Source organism: Pseudomonas sp. RC2C2 (genome assembly GCF_018390435.1).
Taxonomy (GTDB): Bacteria; Pseudomonadota; Gammaproteobacteria; order Pseudomonadales; family Pseudomonadaceae; genus Aquipseudomonas; species Aquipseudomonas donghuensis.
In genome coordinates this window covers 2,776,695-2,795,158 of the sequence record NZ_JAHBAX010000001.1, presented here as the reverse complement: position 1 = coordinate 2,795,158, position 18,464 = coordinate 2,776,695, and the positions used below count along the sequence as shown (strand labels likewise).

The window sequence follows — 18,464 nt, the reverse complement described above, 5'->3', positions numbered from 1 at the left end:
CGCCACAAGGCAAACCGCAGTGATACTCATATAGATTCGTTCGGGTACACAGCCACGCTGGTACCGCAAGGGGCCTATCATCCGCGAAATAGCGGCTCGACTCCAGTGTTTCAACCCCGAACGGGCAGGAAAATACCCGTTCAGGCTGTCTAACCCAGACTTACCCGGGGATTTCGACCAACAGTGCGTCAACCCGCTGGAAGCCACGGGGCAGCTTGTTGCCCCGGCGCCCGCGTTCGCCCTTGTAATGTTCAAGGTCGTCGGCCTTGAGTGACAGGGTACGCTTGCCGGCCTGCAATACAAGGGTCGCGCCGTCAGGAAGGACGGCCAGATCTGTGACAAATTCTTCACGTGAGGCCACCCGATCACCCGGGATGCCAATGATTTTATTGCCCTTGCCCTTACCCAGCTGTGGCAGGTCGCTGACCTTGAAGATCAATAGCCGACCTTCGGTGGTCACCGCCGCAAGCCAGTTGTGCTCGCGATCGGCCACCGGCCGCGGCGCGATGACCTTGGCGCCGTTTGGCAGGCTGAGCAGCGCTTTACCGGCCTTGTTCTTGGCCTGCAGGTCTTCGCCCTTGACCACGAAGCCGTAGCCGGCGTCGGAGGCGATCACATACAGGGCGTCATCTTCAGGCAACAGCACGCAATCGAAGCTCGCCCCCGGCGGCGGCGTCAGGCGCCCGGTCAGCGGTTCGCCCTGGCCACGGGCCGACGGCAAGGTATGAGCGGCCAGCGAGTAGCTGCGCCCGGTGGAGTCGATCAGTACGGCAAACTGGTTCGAGCGCCCGGCAGCGGCGACCTTGAAGCCATCGCCGGCCTTGTAGGACAGCCCCGTGGCATCGATGTCGTGGCCCTTGGCGCAACGCACCCAGCCCTTCTCCGAGAGCACCACGGTGACCGGCTCGGTCGGCATCAGTTCGTTTTCCGACAGGGCCTTGGCTTCGGCCCGCTCGACGATGGGCGAGCGGCGGTTGTCGCCATAGGTTTCGGCGTCCTTGATCAGCTCGGCACGCACCAGCTTGCGCAGCTTGGTTTCGCTGCCCAGCAGGGCGATCAGCTTGGCTTGCTCCTTGGCCAGCTCGTCCTGCTCGTTGCGGATCTTCATCTCTTCCAGGCGCGCCAACTGCCGCAGGCGGGTCTCGAGGATGTACTCGGCCTGGGTTTCGGTGAGGTCGAAACGGGCAATCAGCGCAGCTTTTGGCTGGTCCTCGGTACGGATGATATGGATCACTTCATCCAGGTTGAGGAAAGCCACCAACAGGCCTTCGAGCAGGTGCAGGCGGCGTTCGACCTTGTCCAGGCGGAACTTCAGGCGGCGGCGCACCGTCTGCACGCGAAATTCCAGCCATTCAACCAGCAGCGCACGCAGGTTTTTCAGCTGCGGGCGGCCGTCCAGGCCAATGATGTTGACGTTGACCCGGTAGCTGGACTCAAGGTCGGTAGTGGCGAACAGGTGCTGCATCAGTTCGTCGAGGTCGACCCGGTTGGAACGGGCGATGATGACAATGCGGCACGGGTTCTCGTGGTCCGACTCGTCGCGCAGGTCGGCGACCATCGGTAGCTTCTTGGCCTGCATCTGCGCGGCGATCTGCTCCAGCACCTTGGCCCCGGAAACCTGGTGCGGCAGCGCGGTGACGACGATGTCGCCGTCTTCGATGCGGTACACCGCACGCATGCGCACCGAACCACGGCCGCTTTCGTAGATTTTCAGCAGCTCGGCGCGCGGGGTGATGATCTCGGCTTCGGTCGGATAGTCCGGGCCCTGGATGTGCTCGCAGAGCTGCTCGACCGTGGCCTTGGGCTCATCGAGCAGACGTACGCAGGCCGAGGCGACTTCGCGCAGGTTGTGCGGCGGCACGTCGGTGGCCATGCCCACGGCGATACCGGTGGTGCCGTTGAGCAGGATATTCGGCAGGCGCGCGGGCAGCACCGCAGGCTCGTCGAGGGTGCCGTCGAAGTTCGGCACCCAGTCGGCCGTACCCTGGCCCAGCTCGCTGAGCAGCACTTCGGAGTAGCGCGACAGGCGTGCTTCGGTGTAACGCATGGCGGCGAAGGATTTCGGATCGTCCGGCGCACCCCAGTTGCCCTGGCCATCGACCAGGGTGTAGCGGTAGCTGAACGGCTGCGCCATCAGCACCATGGCCTCATAGCAGGCCGAGTCGCCATGGGGGTGGAACTTGCCGAGCACGTCACCGACGGTACGCGCCGACTTCTTGTGCTTGGAGTCGGCGTCCAGGCCCAGTTCGCTCATGGCATAGACGATGCGCCGTTGCACCGGCTTCAGGCCGTCGCCGATATGCGGCAAGGCACGGTCCATGATCACGTACATGGAGTAGTTGAGGTAGGCCTGTTCGGTGAAGTCAGCCAGTGACCGGCGCTCTACGCCATCGAGGCTGAGATCAAGGGAGTCGCTCATGCGGGCCTCATCATTTCAGGTTCTGGCGCAGCAGCAAGGTGCCACCACGCTGGGTAAATTCGAGTTGTTTCAGGGCACTCATGCCCAGTAATACCTGTTCGCCATCCAGCCCCGGCACCACCAGCGCGCGGACATTGCGCAGGAGGATATCGCCCAGTTGCAACTGCTCCAGGCGTGTGCGATAGCCCTGGGTACGGCCGTTGGCGGTACTCAACATCACCGGCGCACCGTGTTCCAGGCCGAGCTTGCTGGCCAGGGCTTCGGGAATCGCCACGTCAGTGGCCCCGGTGTCGAGCAGAAAATGTACTGTCTGGCCGTTGATCCGGCCATCGGCGACGAAATGCCCCTGGCCATTGCCGGCCAGTTGCACTTCGATGTAACCCTCGCCATGTTGCGAGGTGACCACGGCATTGGGGTTGGCCTGGCGCTGTTCCCACTCGCCGAAAAAGCGCGTAGCCAGGAACAATCCGGCCGCCCAGGCCAGAATCAGCAATACCCGGCCAGCCCGCTTGCCCGGCGGCTGGCTCACGACTTGGCACTCCAGCCACCGGCCGGCGCGGCAAAGCGCCAGACGATCGGTCGCGATTCGCCGTCCTGGCGGGTCGCACCGTTGTTGTCCAGGCCGATCCAGGCGCCCGTGTCATCGATCACCAGAGCCTCGGCCAGGCCGAAAGGCTGCGAGTAATGCCGATGCTCGGCCAGCGCATCGGCGGCAAACGACCAGCAGCGTTCGACCTTGGCAGTCTGCGCGTCCCGCCGGCAGATGCGGTAGGCATTGCGTTCCAGGGTAAAGAGCTTGTCGTTGTACAGTGCCAGGTCGGCAAAGTCCCGCGACACCGGGCGCGGCTTGGTCATCTGCGATGGCTGCATCTCGACCCCGGCTTCGCTGAGCAGCACGCAGCCGTCGCCACAGTTCCAGGTGGTCTGCAAGCGGTTGATCAACAACAGGCCGCGGCGCTCGCGCTCGGCCGCCAGCCAGATGCGGTCACCGGCCGGGCTCACCGCCAGGCCTTCGAACAGCGCATTGAAATGCAGCAACATGCCACTGGCCCGCGCCTGACGGACCATGCTCGGGTCGATCTTCAACCAGTTAGGTGCACCCTCTACCGGCACTTGCAGCACTGCCGCATGGGCTTCGCTGACCAGGTAGTGGTTGCCGGCGCCGTCGCAGCTCAGGCCTTCGAAATCCAGCTCACCGCCGCGCACCTGCGAAGCAACCCAGGTGCGCGAACGCAAGCCCCAGGGCAGACCGCTTTCCGGTACCGGCGGTACGTCCATGTGCAGCGCTTGCGCTTGCCAGACCGTTGCCGAGGTGTCCAGGCGGTAGAGCAGCTCGTCGTCGCGGTCCGAAACCGCCCACAATCCGCCACGGCATGCACTCAGGCCGGACAGGTTGCCACCGCGCATGCCCTCGACCGGGTGCTCGGCAACCAGCTTGAGCTCGGGCCAGGGCGCCGCCTGTGACGACGGGGCGAACAGCGCCAGCAGCGCAGCCAGGGCCCGAGCTATCAAGCCAGGACCTCGGCCAGGTTGCCTTTGGATTCCAGCCAGCTCTTGCGATCGCCAGCGCGCTTTTTGGCCAGCAGCATGTCCATGATCTCGCGGGTGCCGTCCAGATCGTCCAGGGTCAGCTGGACCAGGCGCCGGGTGTTCGGGTCCATGGTGGTTTCGCGCAGCTGCGGCGGGTTCATCTCGCCCAGCCCCTTGAATCGGGTGACCTGCGGCTTGCCGCGCTTCTTCTCGGCCACCAGGCGGTCGAGGATGCCATCGCGTTCGGCTTCGTCCAGGGCGTAGTAGATCTCCTTGCCCAGGTCGATGCGGTACAGCGGCGGCATGGCCACATACACGTGGCCAGCTTCGACCAGCGGGCGGAAATGCTGGACAAACAGGGCGCAGAGCAAAGTGGCAATGTGCAGGCCGTCGGAGTCGGCGTCGGCGAGGATGCAGATCTTGCCGTAGCGCAACTGGCTCATGTCCGCAGCGCCCGGGTCGACACCGATGGCCACGGCGATGTTGTGCACTTCCTGGCTGGCGAGTACTTCGCCGCCATCGACTTCCCAGGTGTTGAGGATCTTGCCGCGCAGCGGCAGGATGGCCTGGAACTCTTTGTCACGCGCCTGCTTGGCCGAACCGCCCGCCGAATCACCCTCGACCAGGAACAGCTCGGCGCGCATCGGGTCCTGCCCGGCGCAGTCAGCCAACTTGCCGGGCAGTGCCGGGCCCTGGGTGATGCGCTTGCGCTCGACCTTCTTGCTCGCCTTGAGGCGCCGGCCGGCGTTGTTGATGGCAAGCTCGGCCAGTTGCATGCCCAGCTCGGGGTGAGCGTTGAGCCACAGGCTGAAGGCATCCTTGACCACGCCGGAGACGAACGCGGCCGCCTCGCGGGAGGACAGGCGCTCCTTGGTCTGCCCGGAGAACTGCGGCTCCTGCATCTTCATCGAGAGCACGAAGCTGATGCGCTCCCAGACGTCTTCCGGCGCCAGCTTGACCCCGCGCGGCAGCAAGTTGCGGAACTCGCAGAACTCGCGCATGGCATCGAGCAGGCCCTGGCGCAGGCCATTGACGTGGGTACCGCCCTGGGCGGTGGGGATCAGGTTGACGTAGCTTTCCTGAACGCTGTCGCCGCCTTCGGGCAGCCACAGCAGCGCCCAGTCGACCGCTTCCTTGTTACCGGCCAGGCTGCCGCAAAACGGCTCGTCGGGCAGGCGCAGGAAGTCGCTGACCGAATCGACCAGGTAGGAACGCAGGCCGTCTTCGTAATGCCACTCAACCTTCTCGCCGCTGGCCTTGTCTTCGAAACTGACCAGCAGCCCCGGGCACAATACCGCCTTGGCCTTGAGCACGTGCTTGAGGCGGCTGATGGAGAATTTCGGCGAATCGAAATACTTCGGGTCCGGAGCGAAGTACACGCAGGTTCCGGTGTTGCGCTTGCCAACGGTGCCGACCACTTCCAGCTCGGTGGCCTTGTAGCCATCGGCGAAGGTCATCTGATACTCGTTGCCATCACGCTTGACCTTGACCCGCACCTGGCTGGACAAGGCGTTGACCACCGAAATACCAACCCCGTGCAGACCGCCGGAGAACTGGTAGTTCTTGTTGGAGAACTTGCCGCCGGCGTGCAGCTTGGTGAGGATCAGCTCGACCCCGGAGACGCCTTCTTCAGGGTGGATGTCCACCGGCATGCCGCGACCGTCGTCGGACACTTCCAGGGAATGGTCGGCGTGGAGGATCACCTGCACCGACTTGGCGTGCCCGGCCAGGGCTTCGTCGACACTGTTGTCGATCACTTCCTGGGCAAGGTGGTTCGGCCGGCTGGTATCGGTGTACATGCCCGGGCGCTTGCGCACCGGGTCAAGGCCGGAGAGGACTTCGATGGCGTCTGCGTTATAGGCACTAGCGCTGGGAATGGCCATGGGTTCTCGTCGTCAGTCGTGGGTGAAAATAGGTTATCAAAATACAGAAAAATCGAGCGCTTGATACTGCTGCGGGGCAATACCGGCAAAGCTCAGCAGGGCTGGCAGGCGTTCGCTAAAGCCCTGGAAGCTGTGATCGCCACCGGCCTGGATGCGCAGCGCGCAAGCGCGGTAGAACTGCTCGGCCTGGCGGTAGTCCAGGGTTTCATCGGCGGTTTGCAGCCACACTTGAAAGCGACCGGCATCCACCGGTGCTGGCACTTCCAGTTCGGCCAACGCCTGCACGTGGTCCAGGGTCAGCTCCCAGGTTTCGCCGGTGTAGAGGTTCTGCTGGGGCCCCAGGTAGCCATCGAACAGCCGGTGCGGGTTGACCGCCGGGTTGATCAGCAAGGCCTTGAGCCCATGGCGCTCGGCCAGATGGGTGGCATAGTAGCCGCCGAGCGAGCTGCCGACCAGTAATGGCGATTCAAGCTCGGCAATGGCGGCGTCCAGCTGGGCAATGGCCTGGCGCGGGTGATGATGCAGCGCCGGGACGCGCAGGCGCTCGCTCAGCCCCAGTTGTGCCATGACTGCTACCAGTTGGCAGGCCTTTTTCGACGACGACGCGCTGTTGAACCCGTGAATATAGAGAATCGAACCCGACATGCCGCCCCCGATGCGCCTTGAATGCCTGGATCGCCAGGCAGGAAAGCGCGCATTTTAGCCTGTTCGGCGGCAGAAGGAGCGGTTTCAGTGTTTTGGCAACACTTAATAGCCGTCGCCTGCGTAATCGACGGTGAATTCGAAGTCGGTCACCCGCGATACGCCGGTGTCGATCGAGCCATCCGCCTGCAGGCGCAGCCAGCGATAGCCCGGAGCCTGCTCGCCGACTTTGAAGTCTTCGCTCCCCGGCTCGAACTGGATGCAGGTCGACGGTGAGGCCAATAGCCGCACACCGTCGCGCACCTGGTCCCATTCCTGATGAATGTGTCCCCAGAGCAAGGCGCGCACCTGTGGATAACCTTTCAGTACGGCAAACAGCGCATCGGCATTGCGCAAGCCGATCGGTGCCATCCAGGCGCAATCGATAGGCACCGGCTGGTGATGAAAGCAGATCAGGTGATGGCGCTCGGGCGCTTCGCTCAACGCTTGCTCGAGCACGTTGAGCTGGCCGTCATCGAGCAACCCCGGCACCGAGCCGGGCACTGCCGAGTTGAGCAGCAGGATTCGCCAGTTACCGATATCCACCACGGGATCGAGCAGTTCGGTGCCCTGCGCCGCCTGCTCCATCGGCAACGGCTCGTCATGATTACCGGCAAGCCAGCGTGCCGGGGCCTTGAGGCTGGCGGTCAGGTCACGAAAACTGGCGTAGGACGCCAGCGAGCCGTCCTGGGACAGGTCGCCGGTGGCCAGCACCAGGTCGATCCGCGGCTGCTCGGCGCGCACCCGTTCGATCACGCGCTGCAGGCTGTCGCGGGTGTTCATGCCCAGCAGCGTGCCTTGCGGGTCGGCAAACAGGTGGCTGTCGGTCAGTTGCACCAGGTGCACTGGCGCGTCGCGAAGTGGGATCGATGATTGCGGCAATGGCCGACTCCTTGAACGGATTCAGCGCGATTATGGCGGCTGGCGGGCTTTGAGCAAATACTCGAAAACGACCGCCGTCACATTTCAGCGAACGACGGCCAACTCATGGCCACAGGCCAGGCAATAGCTCAGCCATTCACCGAGGAAGAGGTTGAGCTGGGCCTTTTCATCCGGCTGGTGCATGGCCGCATTCGGGTACGGGTAGATGCTGCGAAAGCGCCGGGCATGCTCGGCGCTGACCACTTCGGCCATGCGCGCGTCGTGGTAGACCTGCACTTCCAGCTGCGGCACCGGCAGCCAGGGCAGGCTGTGCTCCTGGCGCACGCGCAAGGTGGTGGTGTAAGGGCAAGCGAGCACGACATCGAGGACCAGTACGCCAAGCATCTGGTCCCCTTGGGTCATGCCGATCCGGCGCGAGCTCTGGGTGCTGCGCATGTCGGGCAGCAGGCGCATCAAGCGCGCATAGTTGGCCTCGCAGGCAGCCTGCAACCCGACCAGATCGACCCGGTAGCGCTCGCGCAGCAGATTCACGACCATAGCCCCCTGACTTCAGCGCGGTTCAAGGCCAGCCATTGCAAGGCAATGATGGTTGCCGCGTTGGCAATTTTGCCATCGCGCACGGCCTGCAGCGCATCCTCGAACGCCCAGACCCTGACGCGAATATCCTCGCCCTCTTCTTCCAGGCCATGCAGGCCACCGGCCCCATCGCTGCTGCAGCGACCCAGAAACAGATGCACAAATTCATCGCTGCCGCCCGGTGACGGGAAATACCGGGTCATCGGCCACAGCGTACTGAACACAAGTCCAGCTTCCTCCTCGGCTTCGCGGTGTGCAACTTCTTCCGGTTGTTCGTCCTTGTCGATCAGACCGGCGACCAGCTCGATCAACCAGGGGTTGTCGACCTTGCCGATGGCACCGACGCGAAACTGCTCGATCAGCACCACTTCATCGCGCTGGGCGTCGTAGGGCAGCACGCACACCGCATCGTGACGCACGAAAAGTTCGCGGCTGATTTCGCGCCCCATGCCACCGGCATACAGCTCGTGGCTAAGGCGAAGTTTGTCCAGGCGGTAGAAGCCCTTGTAGCAAATGGCCCGGTCGATGATCTCGACCTTGCTGGGCGTTGCGTTGTTGAACGTGTCTGGCATGGGAATCCTCGTTACCTCATTTACCGCATCGCGCCATCCTAACCTGCACACCGCCGTGTTTCACCTCTTTAAAGATACTGTCCAGGCTGCGAGGATAGACACCCCGCTGGTCTATTCAGCTTAGTGGCGAACTGAAGGCCTTGCCGACGGTCCAAGTCCGATCACCTTTGCCTTACAAGGATCATCATGACGCTTGTGAAACTGACGTCCGTGGCCGTGCTGGCCCTGGCCCTAGGCGCTTGTCAGAGCCTGTTCCAGCCCAACATGCGCACGCCGCTGGAGGTCAAGCGCGACCGCTGGGAGCACATCAAGCCCGGTTGCAGCAACGCCGATTGCCCGCTGGTCAACATCGACACCATCCACTTCCCGGCCAACCCCAAGCTGGACGGCATCATCGAGAAACGCCTGCTACAACTGACCCAGGACAACGAGCGCAGCGCCCTGCCCGCCTCGCTCAAAGCCTATGAAGAGCAGTTCATGGCCAGCGCCGAAAGCCGCAACAGCAGCTACCTGCAAGCCAAGGTACGCGAGCAGCATGACGGACTGGTGATCATCGAGCTGTCCAGTTATCTGGATACTGGTGGCGCCCATGGTATGCCCGGGCGCGGCTTCATCAACTATTCGCGCCAGCAGGACAAGGTGCTGAGCCTGCAGGACATGCTGGTACCGGGCCAGGAAGCGACCTTCTGGAAGACTGCCGAAGAAGCCCACAAAGGCTGGCTGATCAGCACCGGCATGGACAAGGACGCCGAGTTCGTCAAGACCTGGCCCTTCCGCCAGACCCCGCACATTGCCCTGACCTACGGTGCGGTGGTGCTCAAGTACGAGGTCTATGCCATCGCCCCGTACTCCATGGGCCACATCGAGCTGAAAATCCCCTACCCGCGCCTGAACGGTGTGATCAAGCCGGAGTTGTTTCCCGGTCGCGGCTGACCGCTGGCGCTGCCGCCCAGTACACCAACCCTGCCAGCAGCAAGGCCGGCAGGGTCGAGCCGAGGTTCGGGGCGTAGTGTGCCAGCAGATGGTACGCCGCCACGCCAATCGCCCAGGCCAACAATGCCGGCCAATGCAGGCTGTGGATCGGGCTGGCATCGCTGCGGCGGCGACGGATGATGAAATGATCGACCAGCACCACGCCGAACAGCGGTGCGAACACCGAGCCGATCAGCAAGAGGAAGTTCTGGTACTGCGCCAACGGCGCGAAACTGGCGATCAGGGTGCACAGCACACCGATGGCCAAGGCCAGGTGCTCGACCTTCAGGCGTACCAGAAAACCGCTGGAAACGGCCGCCGAGTGAATATCGGCAAAGGCCTTTTCCGACTCGTCGAGCAGGATCAGCAGCAGTGGGATACCCAGGCCCGCGCCAGCCAGCGCCAGCAGCAGGGTATTGACCTCAGCCGCTGGAGCAAACGCCAGGGTGTAGGCCACGCCCAGGCTCATCATCCATACGTTGCCGATGAAATAGCCCAGCGCCGTGCCGGCAAACACCCGGCTGGCACGCTGGCTGAAGCGTGAGTAGTCGGCAATCAGCGGCAACCATGACAGCGGCATGGCAATCGCAATGTCGATACCGATCGCCAGCGGCATCGAACCATCGCCGGCACGCGCCCACAGCGCGGCCAGATCGGCCTTGGCAAAGAGGTTCCAGGTCAGCCACAGGCAGGCACCGATCAGCAGCCAGATCCCCCACTTGCGCAAGATCTTGCGCACGAAGGTCAACGGCCCGCTGATCGCCAGCAAGGTGGCCAGGACACCAAAGCACAAGGTCCAGAGCAACGGGTTGGTCAGCGCACTGCCTGCACCGAAGGCGCGCTCGCTGAGCAAGCTGGCGGCATCACGCATGACGATGATTTCGAACGAGCCCCAGCCGATCAACTGCAGCAGGTTGAGCATGGCCGGCAGGCGTGCGCCATTGCGGCCCAGGCTGCGGCGCAGGGCGGCCATGGACGACAAACCGGTGTCACTGCCGATGACCCCGACGGCGGCGAGCAGCAGCACGCCGACGCTGGTACCGACGATGATCGCCAGCACCGCATTGGCCAGGCCCAGGCCCGGGCCGAGCAAGGCGCCGGTCTGCAGGACCATCAGGCCGATACCGAGGGAAAACCACAGGGAACAAAGGTCGCGACCGCTGAGCACGCGCTGCTCGGCGCTGACCGGGTGATCGGGGGAAAACGGGCTGGGTGTGCTCACGAGAGTAGTCTCGACAGGAGGAATTTATTGTTCTTCAGGGCCCTAACGCTGGCAAGCCAGCTCCCACCGGTACCTTGTGGGAGCTGGCTTGCCAGCGATGCGGTGTGCACCAGCACACCGCCTGAACAGCCCGATCAGACCTTCTTGTACAACTGGCTGCCTTCCTGGCGGAACCGCTCGGCCTGCTCGCGCATGCCATCCTCGACCGCCACGTCCACCGCTTCGATGCGCTGGTTGGCGGCGTATTCGCGCACTTCCTGGGTGATCTTCATCGAGCAGAACTTCGGCCCGCACATGGAGCAGAAGTGCGCGACCTTGGCCGAATCCTTGGGCAGGGTTTCGTCATGGAAGCTGCGCGCGGTGTCCGGGTCCAGGCCGAGGTTGAACTGGTCTTCCCAGCGGAACTCGAAGCGCGCCTTGGACAGCGCGTTGTCGCGGATTTGCGCACCCGGATGACCTTTTGCCAGGTCCGCAGCATGGGCGGCGATCTTGTAAGTGATGATGCCGGTCTTGACGTCATCCTTGTTCGGCAGGCCCAGGTGTTCCTTGGGCGTGACGTAGCAGAGCATCGCACAACCGAACCAGCCGATCATCGCCGCACCGATACCGGAGGTGATGTGATCGTAGCCCGGGGCAATGTCGGTAGTCAGCGGGCCGAGGGTGTAGAACGGCGCTTCGTCGCAGCACTCGAGCTGCTTGTCCATGTTCTCCTTGATCAGTTGCATCGGCACGTGGCCCGGGCCTTCGATCATGCACTGGACGTCATGCTTCCAGGCGATCTTGGTCAGCTCGCCGAGGGTTTCCAGCTCGCCGAACTGCGCTTCGTCGTTGGCGTCGGCAATCGAGCCCGGACGCAGGCCATCGCCCAGCGAGAAGCTGACGTCGTAAGCCTTCATGATTTCGCAGATTTCGTCGAAATGGGTGTAGAGGAAGTTCTCTTTGTGGTGCGCCAGGCACCACTTGGCCATGATCGAGCCGCCGCGGCTGACGATACCGGTGACCCGCTTTGCGGTCAGCGGCACATAGCGCAACAGCACGCCGGCGTGGATGGTGAAGTAGTCCACGCCCTGCTCGGCCTGTTCGATCAGGGTGTCGCGGAACAGCTCCCAGGTCAGGTCTTCGGCCACGCCGTTGACCTTCTCCAGGGCCTGGTAGATCGGCACGGTACCGATCGGCACCGGCGAGTTGCGGATGATCCACTCGCGGGTTTCGTGGATGTGCTTGCCGGTGGACAGGTCCATGACGGTGTCCGAACCCCAGCGAATGCCCCAGGTCAGCTTGGCCACTTCTTCTTCGATGGACGAGCCCAGGGCGCTGTTGCCGATGTTGCCGTTGATCTTCACCAGGAAGTTGCGGCCGATGATCATCGGCTCCAGCTCCACGTGGTTGATGTTGGCCGGGATGATCGCGCGACCGCGGGCGATTTCCTCGCGTACGAACTCGGCGGTGATTTCTTTCGGGATGCTGGCACCGAAGCTGTGACCGGCATGCTGCTGGTCGAGCAGCCCTGCGGCGCGAGCTTCCTGCAACTTCATGTTTTCACGGATGGCGACGTATTCCATCTCGGCGGTAATGATGCCCTGGCGCGCATAGTGCATCTGGCTGACGTTGGCGCCGGCCTTGGCCCGGCGCGGGTTGCGCACGTGGGCGAAACGCAGTTTGGTCAGTTCGGCATCGGCCAGGCGTTGCTGGCCGAAGTCCGACGACAAGCCGGCGAGGCGTTCGGTGTCACCCCGGGCGTCGATCCACGCTGAACGGACATCGCCCAGGCCTTTGCGCACGTCGATGATCACGTTGGGATCGGTGTAGGGACCGGACGTGTCGTAGACCAGCACCGGAGCGTTGGCTTCGCCGCCGAAATCGGTCGGGGTGTCGTCCAGGCTGATTTCACGCATGGGCACGCGGATGTCCGGGCGCGAGCCTTCGACATAGATTTTGCGCGAACGGGTGAACGGCTGTACGGACTGTTGATCGACCTGGGCCGATTCACTCAGATTGGTATGTTTTTCTTGTTTACTCATCACAGGCTCTCCAGACGGCTTCCTAGCAGTGGAATGTCGGGGAGAACCTGAAAGGCACGGACGCACCATGGGTGGTGCTGTACCAAATGCGCGGTGATGCCTGCAGCGATGATGGCTGCCTCGACACTCCCGGACCTGGCACAAGAGACTCGCCGGGAAAGCGAGAAATCTTGTTCCCTACGCAGGCGCTAACCTGATCAGGTTCAACGGGATCCGGATTATCCGATCTCAGCCTCAACGCAAGGCACCCCGACAAGAACGTGGGCAGTCTAGACTGGAGTGGCATGCAAAGCCAAGCACCTGGACATGGACACGATAAATGGCGCAAATAGCGGATTGTTGCGAAATGCCTGCACAACTACACTCACCAGTTCAGAAATTCTCACCGTTCAAGGATTGCCCTATGCTGCGCAAACTCTCACTGGCCCTTGCCGTGTCTTGTGCTACCAACGGAATGGCCTGGGCAGCGGATGTGCCCCTGTCGGCGAAGACCGACCTGGTCAGTGTCTATCAGGAAGCCGTGAACAATAACGCCGACCTGGCGGCCGCCCGCGCCAACTACGGCGCCCAGAAGGAAGTGGTGCCCCAGGCCCGTGCCGGCCTGCTGCCAAACCTCTCGGCCGGCGCCGAGATGATGAGCAACCGCACCAAGATCGACAGCCCTTCGGTGACCTCCAACCGCAGCGGCAATTCCTGGCAGGCGACCCTGGCGCAACCGATCTTCCGCGCTGACCGCTGGTTCCAGTTGCAGGCGGCTGAAGCGGTCAACGAGCAGGCGGCCCTGGAGCTGTCGGCTACCGAACAGAACCTGATCCTGCAAAGCGCCGAAAACTACTTTGCCGTGCTGCGCGCCCAGGACACCCTGGCCTCGACCAAGGCCGAAGAAGCCGCGTTCAAGCGCCAGCTCGACCAGTCCAACGAGCGCTTCGACGTCGGCCTCTCGGACAAGACCGACGTGCTGCAGTCCCAGGCCAGCTACGACACCGCCCGGGCCAACCGCATCGTTGCCCAGCGTCAGGTCGATGACGCCTTCGAGGCGCTGATCACCCTGACCAACCGCGACTACAACTCGGTGCAGGGCATCGTCCACACCCTGCCGGTACAAGTGCCGGTGCCAAACGATGCCAAGGCCTGGGTCGAGACGGCCGGCAAACAGAACCTCAACCTGCTGGCCACCAACTACGCGGTAAGCGCCGCCGAAGAGACCCTGCGCCAGCGCAAGGCCGGGCACGCACCGACCGTGGATGCGGTAGCACGCTACCAGAAAGGCGACAACGACAGCCTGGGCTTCACCAACCCCAACCTCACCGGGCAGAACTACAGCGGCGATGTCGAACAGACCAGCATCGGCCTGCAGTTGAACATCCCGATCTACAGCGGCGGCCTGACCAGCTCGCAGGTACGCGAGGCTTACCAACGCCTGAGCCAGAGTGAACAGCAACGCGAAAGCCTGCGCCGCCAGGTGGTGGAAAACACCCGCAACCTGCACCGTGCAGTGAACACCGATGTCGAGCAGGTGCAAGCGCGCAAGCAGTCGATCATCTCCAACCAGAGCGCCCTGGAAGCCACGGAAATCGGCTACCAGGTGGGTACCCGCAACATCGTCGACGTGCTCGACGCCCAGCGCCAGCTGTACACCTCGGTGCGCGACTACAACAATACCCGCTACGACTACATCCTCGACAACCTGCGCTTGAAGCAGGCGGCAGGCACGTTGAGCCCGCAGGACCTGACGGATTTGAGCCGCTATCTGAAATCGGACTACAACCCGGACAAGGACTTCCTGCCGCCAGACCTGGCAGCAGCGGCCAAGGCCAACTTCGAAGCCCGTCCCTGAAAAGCGATCGCCGGCAAGACCGGCTCCCACAAAAACCTGTGGGAGCAACTGTCTTGATCAGGCTGTTTGCACTCGCCAAGGGGTATTGTCCCGCAGCATTGCATTCAGCCTGACGATCAGCACCCGCATGCAGGCTACGAGGGCCACTTTGGCGCACTTGCCACGCTCCCGAAGTGCTTCGTAGCGTGCTTTAAATTCCGTGTTGTGGCGGATGATGATCCAGCTCGACATGTACAGAACTCGCCTTACATGCGCCCGCCCCCCCCATATCTGGCGGTGCCCTCGATGGCTACCGCTATCGTTGTTGTAAGGCGCTACGCCCACCAGCGCGGCGATTTGACGGCGGTCCAACTGCCCCAGTTCAGGCAGTGAGGCGAGCAGATTTGCGGCGGTTACTCGACCGATTCCGCTCACCGCCAACAACTGACGCGCCCTGGTATCGTCAAGTTGCACCATCGCCTGGTCAATTTCTTCGTCGAGGCGTTTGATCAGCACTTTCAGCTGTTCTATGTGCTCATCAAAGTGGGCCATCACCATTGCCGAGCGGCATTGCAGGCGACGCCGCTTGTAGTCATCACGGCTCTGCACAAATTGGGCGCGCTGCTTCACCAGCTCTCGCAGCTCTTCGCGTTCAGGGCTGACCGGTTGGCCTTGAGGGGCGCTGAGGTGTGCAGTGAAGTCCGCAAGGACTTCGGCGTCGATCTTGTCGGTTTTGGCTTTTTTACCCATGGCATCGGCGAATTTTCGGGCACGGGCTGGGTTGATGCAGATGGTTTCGAAACCCGCTGAGCGCAATGCAATCAGCACCTCTTTCTCGTAGCCGCCGGTCGCTTCAATCAACACTCTGCTGATCTTGAAGTCCTTCAGTCGCCCGATCAGCACATCAAAGCCTGGGCGTTCATTGACTACTTCGAAGCGGATTTTCTGAGGTTTGATGCAGATTTCCAAAGTGGCTTTGGCAGTGTCGATTCCAACAGAAGACAACATGGCTGAACCCTCTTACACTCAGTTGTGAGAGCGCTCTGGCTTGGCCCACGCTTGTGATTCGAGAGGCGCTCAATCAACTGTTCGGGCTCGGGCCAGGGTGGAGAGGTGAATGGCAGCTTTGCTCCCACACGTGCTTTAAGCACTACCGGCGTACAGCTTGCCATTCACCGCTCTCACTTCTGATTCTATTCCTACCTAAAGACACAAGCCGGCCTTGCCGGCGATGGCAGGCGAAGCCTGCCTAGATCAACCGCCCCAGCGCATCCAGCAAGCGCTTCAATGCCCCCTGATTGGTCTTCATCACCGCCAACCCCGCCGCCCCCATGCGCTGCGCATCCCGCGGCAACTCGATCAGCCGCCGCACCTCGGCCGCCAGCCCTTGGGCATCATCGACTTCCTGCAAGGCACCGGCCTCACGCAGCATCGCCGCGATCTCGAGGAAGTTGAACAGGTGCGGACCACTGAGCACCGGCAGCGACAGCGCCGCCGGCTCCAGCAGGTTGTGCCCGCCGTTAGCCACCAGGCTGCCGCCAACGAAGGCAATATCGGCCAGGGCGTAGAGAAACAGCAGCTCGCCCATCGTGTCGCCGAGCAGCACGGCCGTATCCGCGTTGATCGGTTCGGCACTGGAACGGCGAACCGTTGGGAATTGCCCGCGACACAGCTCGAACACGCTGTTGAAGCGTTCCGGATGGCGCGGCACCAGGATCAGCAAGGCGTCGGCGTGATGTTCACGCAACTGCCGGTGGGCAGCGAGAATGACCTCGTCTTCGCCTTCATGGGTACTGGCGGCGATCCACACAGGGCGCTGGCTGGCCTGCCACTGCTCACGCAAGGCACGAGCGCGGTGCAGCAGTTGCTCGTCGATACTCAGGTCAAATTTGATCGAACCGGTGACCTGCACACACTCAGGTCGCGCACCCAACTGGCGAAAGCGCTGGGCCTCGGTTTCGGTCTGCACCGCGATCAGGCTCATTTCGGCCAGCATCGGCCGGGTCAACCCGGCAAAGCGCGCATAACCGCGGGCCGAGCGCTCAGACAATCGCGCGTTGGCCAACGCCACCGCTATACCGCGCTTGGCGCACTGGTGAATGTGATTGGGCCACAGCTCGGTTTCCATGATCACCGCAAGCTTGGGCTGCACGTGATCGAGAAAGCGCCCGGCAGCCCAGGGCAAGTCATATGGCAGGTAGCAGTGCTGAATTCGCGGCTCATCGGCAAACATCGCCCGGATCCGCTCGGACCCAGTCGGGGTCATGCAGGTGATGGTGATCGGCAGCTGTGGATAAGCCTGCAGCAAGGCGCGAATCATCGGCGCCGCGGCGATGCTTTCACCTACCGACACCGCGTGCACCCAGATACCGCCCTTGGCCATGGCCGGCAGGTTCAGGGCGAAACGCTCGCCGACACGCTGAGCATAGGCCGGGGCCTTGCGCGAACGCAGAAACAGGCGCAGCGCAACCAGCGGCAGGCCCAGGTGAAACAGCAGGGTATAGAGGGTTCTGTTCATGGCGCCGAAGTGTACTAGCCAATTGCGCGCAAGTGCACTGCGAAGCGTTCAGCCAGCCACTGTGCAGCGGGGCCCAGCGGCTCGTCACGACGCCACACCAGCTCGACCACCAGCGCCGGTGGCGTCCATTCGCTGGCCAGCTCGACCATTTGCGCCTGGTAGGTGGGGTACTGCACCACATGCCGCGGCAACCAGGCCCAGCCCAGGCCACGCATCAGCAACTCGGCCATGGCGTAGAAGCTGTCGGCACGCCAGATCTGCGGGCTGATCGGCTCGCCACCGGGATAGCCGCTTTCCTGTGGGGTGATCAGCAACTGGCGGTGCCTGGCCAGGTCCTGGCGGGTAACCCGCTGCAGGCCGGTCAGTGGATGATCCACCGCACACACCGTGACCATCTCGATCCGTCCTACAGCCCGGCGCTCAAGGGCCTCCGGCATATGGTCATGGTGAAACAACAGGCCCAGATCGGCGCGCCGTTCGATCAACTTGCGTGCAACGTCGCCCTGGGCGCCGCTGGCCATCTGCACCTCAAGCAAGGGGAACTGCCGAGCCAATTCGTCGAGGCTGTCGATCACCGGTTGATAGGGCATGGCCTCGTCCTGGGCCACGCGCAGCTGCGCCTCTTGCCCGCGCATCAGGGCCAGGGCACGGCCGTCGAGGCGTTCGCACTGGCGCAGCAGTTCGCGGGCATCTTCCAGCAAGGTTGCGCCTGCCTCGGTCAGGCGCGGCTGGCGGCCGCTGCTGCGCTCGAACAGGGTCACGCCCAGGTCAGTCTCCAGCAGGGCAATGCCGTTGCTCACCGCCGATTGCGCCTTGCGCTGCTCACGGGCCACTGCCGAAAACGAACGCAGCTCGGCGACCCGCACGAACATGCGCAACTGCTCCAGGTTCCACTGCTCGGCCATCAACCTATCTCCAGGAAAGATAGGTAATGACTTTACCCCATTCAGGCTTGCTCTAGAATGCCCAGCCAGAACAGAGGATTACCGACATGAATGCCTACACCTACCTGGCTATCGCCATCTGCGCCGAAGTTATCGCCACCGCCTCGATGAAAGCCGTCAAGGGCCTGAGCACGCCCCTGCCGCTGCTGCTGATGGTCTGTGGCTACGCGGTGGCGTTCTGGATGCTGACCCTGGTGGTGCGCAGCATTCCGGTGGGTATCGCCTATGCAATCTGGTCGGGCCTGGGCATCGTCCTGATCAGCATCGCGGCGCTGGTGATCTACGGGCAGAAGCTGGATGTACCGGCGATGCTCGGCATGGCCATGATCGTCGGCGGCGTGGTGGTGATCCAGGTCTTCTCGAAAACCGCCGGGCATTGATCCGCAACCGGGTGCAATGCTTCACAGGCTGTATACTGGGCGTCTGTC

16 protein-coding genes and 1 riboswitch are annotated in these 18,464 nt (G+C 62.9%); of the genes, 3 read left to right on the top strand and 13 right to left on the bottom strand.

The genetic code is table 11. From position 1 onward, the window contains the following. Nucleotides 1-160 precede the first annotated feature (160 nt). From parC to KHO53_RS12860, 8 genes are all read right to left on the bottom strand, one after another. Nucleotides 161-2,419 carry a DNA topoisomerase IV subunit A gene (parC, locus tag KHO53_RS12895; protein ID WP_010221575.1) on the bottom strand — a complete coding sequence of 753 codons (2,259 nt, stop codon included), beginning with the start codon at nucleotides 2,417-2,419 and terminating at the stop codon, nucleotides 161-163. A gap of 10 nt (nucleotides 2,420-2,429) precedes the next feature. Continuing rightward, nucleotides 2,430-2,948, bottom strand: coding sequence for a retropepsin-like aspartic protease family protein (locus KHO53_RS12890; protein WP_010221574.1), 519 nt, complete (start codon nucleotides 2,946-2,948; stop codon nucleotides 2,430-2,432). Next, the gene (locus tag KHO53_RS12885; RefSeq protein ID WP_213570368.1) at nucleotides 2,945-3,931 is read right to left on the bottom strand and encodes an esterase-like activity of phytase family protein; all 987 of its coding nucleotides are present in this window, start codon (nucleotides 3,929-3,931) and stop codon (nucleotides 2,945-2,947) included. Before KHO53_RS12885 ends, KHO53_RS12890 begins: the two co-directional genes overlap by 4 nt. Further along, a complete protein-coding gene (gene parE / locus KHO53_RS12880; protein ID WP_010221572.1) occupies nucleotides 3,928-5,832 on the bottom strand; it encodes a DNA topoisomerase IV subunit B in 1,905 nt (634 codons plus the stop codon). Before parE ends, KHO53_RS12885 begins: the two co-directional genes overlap by 4 nt. A 36-nt stretch (nucleotides 5,833-5,868) precedes the next feature. After that, nucleotides 5,869-6,477, bottom strand: coding sequence for a YqiA/YcfP family alpha/beta fold hydrolase (locus KHO53_RS12875; protein ID WP_213570367.1), 609 nt, complete (start codon nucleotides 6,475-6,477; stop codon nucleotides 5,869-5,871). 102 nt (nucleotides 6,478-6,579) lie between these two features. After that, nucleotides 6,580-7,395: a 3',5'-cyclic-AMP phosphodiesterase gene (cpdA, locus tag KHO53_RS12870; protein ID WP_051636765.1), complete on the bottom strand. Its 816-nt coding sequence runs from the start codon at nucleotides 7,393-7,395 to the stop codon at nucleotides 6,580-6,582. A gap of 84 nt (nucleotides 7,396-7,479) precedes the next feature. After that, entirely contained in the window at nucleotides 7,480-7,932 is a 453-nt protein-coding gene (locus KHO53_RS12865) for a DUF1249 domain-containing protein (protein WP_010221569.1), read from the bottom strand. Further along, nucleotides 7,923-8,543 carry an NUDIX domain-containing protein gene (locus KHO53_RS12860; RefSeq protein ID WP_010221568.1) on the bottom strand — a complete coding sequence of 207 codons (621 nt, stop codon included), beginning with the start codon at nucleotides 8,541-8,543 and terminating at the stop codon, nucleotides 7,923-7,925. Before KHO53_RS12860 ends, KHO53_RS12865 begins: the two co-directional genes overlap by 10 nt. 186 nt (nucleotides 8,544-8,729) lie before the next feature. Here KHO53_RS12860 and KHO53_RS12855 point away from each other — a divergent pair, with 186 nt between their 5' ends. Beyond that, nucleotides 8,730-9,476: a DUF3298 and DUF4163 domain-containing protein gene (locus KHO53_RS12855; protein WP_010221567.1), complete on the top strand. Its 747-nt coding sequence runs from the start codon at nucleotides 8,730-8,732 to the stop codon at nucleotides 9,474-9,476. On the opposite strand, the gene cytX is transcribed toward KHO53_RS12855, so the two are convergent. Both cytX and thiC read right to left on the bottom strand, forming a co-directional pair. Beyond that, nucleotides 9,445-10,737 (bottom strand): putative hydroxymethylpyrimidine transporter CytX, encoded by a 1,293-nt coding sequence (gene cytX, locus KHO53_RS12850; RefSeq protein ID WP_010221566.1) that lies wholly within the window; start codon nucleotides 10,735-10,737, stop codon nucleotides 9,445-9,447. The two genes, KHO53_RS12855 and cytX, sit on opposite strands and share 32 nt — an antisense overlap. Before the next feature lie 134 nt (nucleotides 10,738-10,871). After that, the gene (thiC, locus tag KHO53_RS12845) at nucleotides 10,872-12,758 is read right to left on the bottom strand and encodes a phosphomethylpyrimidine synthase ThiC (RefSeq protein ID WP_010221565.1); all 1,887 of its coding nucleotides are present in this window, start codon (nucleotides 12,756-12,758) and stop codon (nucleotides 10,872-10,874) included. Between the two features lie 157 nt (nucleotides 12,759-12,915). Beyond that, a riboswitch (TPP riboswitch) is annotated at nucleotides 12,916-13,020 on the bottom strand. Nucleotides 13,021-13,161: 141 nt separating this feature from the next. Here thiC and KHO53_RS12840 point away from each other — a divergent pair. Beyond that, entirely contained in the window at nucleotides 13,162-14,595 is a 1,434-nt protein-coding gene (locus tag KHO53_RS12840; protein ID WP_010221564.1) for a TolC family outer membrane protein, read from the top strand. Nucleotides 14,596-14,652: 57 nt separating this feature from the next. Here KHO53_RS12840 and KHO53_RS12835 read toward each other — a convergent pair whose 3' ends face one another. The 3 genes from KHO53_RS12835 to KHO53_RS12825 all read right to left on the bottom strand — a co-directional run bounded on the left by KHO53_RS12835 (nucleotide 14,653) and on the right by KHO53_RS12825 (nucleotide 17,997). After that, a complete protein-coding gene (locus tag KHO53_RS12835; RefSeq protein ID WP_213570366.1) occupies nucleotides 14,653-15,582 on the bottom strand; it encodes an IS110 family transposase in 930 nt (309 codons plus the stop codon). Between the two features lie 241 nt (nucleotides 15,583-15,823). Next, nucleotides 15,824-17,092, bottom strand: a complete 1,269-nt coding sequence (waaA, locus tag KHO53_RS12830) for a lipid IV(A) 3-deoxy-D-manno-octulosonic acid transferase (protein ID WP_213570365.1) — start codon at nucleotides 17,090-17,092, stop codon at nucleotides 15,824-15,826. A gap of 14 nt (nucleotides 17,093-17,106) precedes the next feature. Beyond that, nucleotides 17,107-17,997 (bottom strand): LysR family transcriptional regulator, encoded by an 891-nt coding sequence (locus KHO53_RS12825; protein ID WP_010221562.1) that lies wholly within the window; start codon nucleotides 17,995-17,997, stop codon nucleotides 17,107-17,109. 86 nt (nucleotides 17,998-18,083) lie between these two features. Here KHO53_RS12825 and KHO53_RS12820 point away from each other — a divergent pair, with 86 nt between their 5' ends. Continuing rightward, nucleotides 18,084-18,416, top strand: coding sequence for a DMT family transporter (locus tag KHO53_RS12820; protein WP_010221561.1), 333 nt, complete (start codon nucleotides 18,084-18,086; stop codon nucleotides 18,414-18,416). Nucleotides 18,417-18,464: the final 48 nt, after the last annotated feature.

Coding starts and splice junctions, on each gene's coding strand:
- parC (WP_010221575.1), bottom strand. CDS start 2,419: ATGAGCGACTCCCTTGATCTCAGCCTCGATGGCGTAGAGCGCCGGTCA.
- parE (WP_010221572.1), bottom strand. CDS start 5,832: ATGGCCATTCCCAGCGCTAGTGCCTATAACGCAGACGCCATCGAAGTC.
- KHO53_RS12875 (WP_213570367.1), bottom strand. CDS start 6,477: ATGTCGGGTTCGATTCTCTATATTCACGGGTTCAACAGCGCGTCGTCG.
- KHO53_RS12865 (WP_010221569.1), bottom strand. CDS start 7,932: ATGGTCGTGAATCTGCTGCGCGAGCGCTACCGGGTCGATCTGGTCGGG.
- KHO53_RS12860 (WP_010221568.1), bottom strand. CDS start 8,543: ATGCCAGACACGTTCAACAACGCAACGCCCAGCAAGGTCGAGATCATC.
- KHO53_RS12855 (WP_010221567.1), top strand. CDS start 8,730: ATGACGCTTGTGAAACTGACGTCCGTGGCCGTGCTGGCCCTGGCCCTA.
- thiC (WP_010221565.1), bottom strand. CDS start 12,758: ATGAGTAAACAAGAAAAACATACCAATCTGAGTGAATCGGCCCAGGTC.
- KHO53_RS12840 (WP_010221564.1), top strand. CDS start 13,162: ATGCTGCGCAAACTCTCACTGGCCCTTGCCGTGTCTTGTGCTACCAAC.
- KHO53_RS12835 (WP_213570366.1), bottom strand. CDS start 15,582: ATGTTGTCTTCTGTTGGAATCGACACTGCCAAAGCCACTTTGGAAATC.
- waaA (WP_213570365.1), bottom strand. CDS start 17,092: ATGAACAGAACCCTCTATACCCTGCTGTTTCACCTGGGCCTGCCGCTG.
- KHO53_RS12825 (WP_010221562.1), bottom strand. CDS start 17,997: ATGGCCGAGCAGTGGAACCTGGAGCAGTTGCGCATGTTCGTGCGGGTC.
- KHO53_RS12820 (WP_010221561.1), top strand. CDS start 18,084: ATGAATGCCTACACCTACCTGGCTATCGCCATCTGCGCCGAAGTTATC.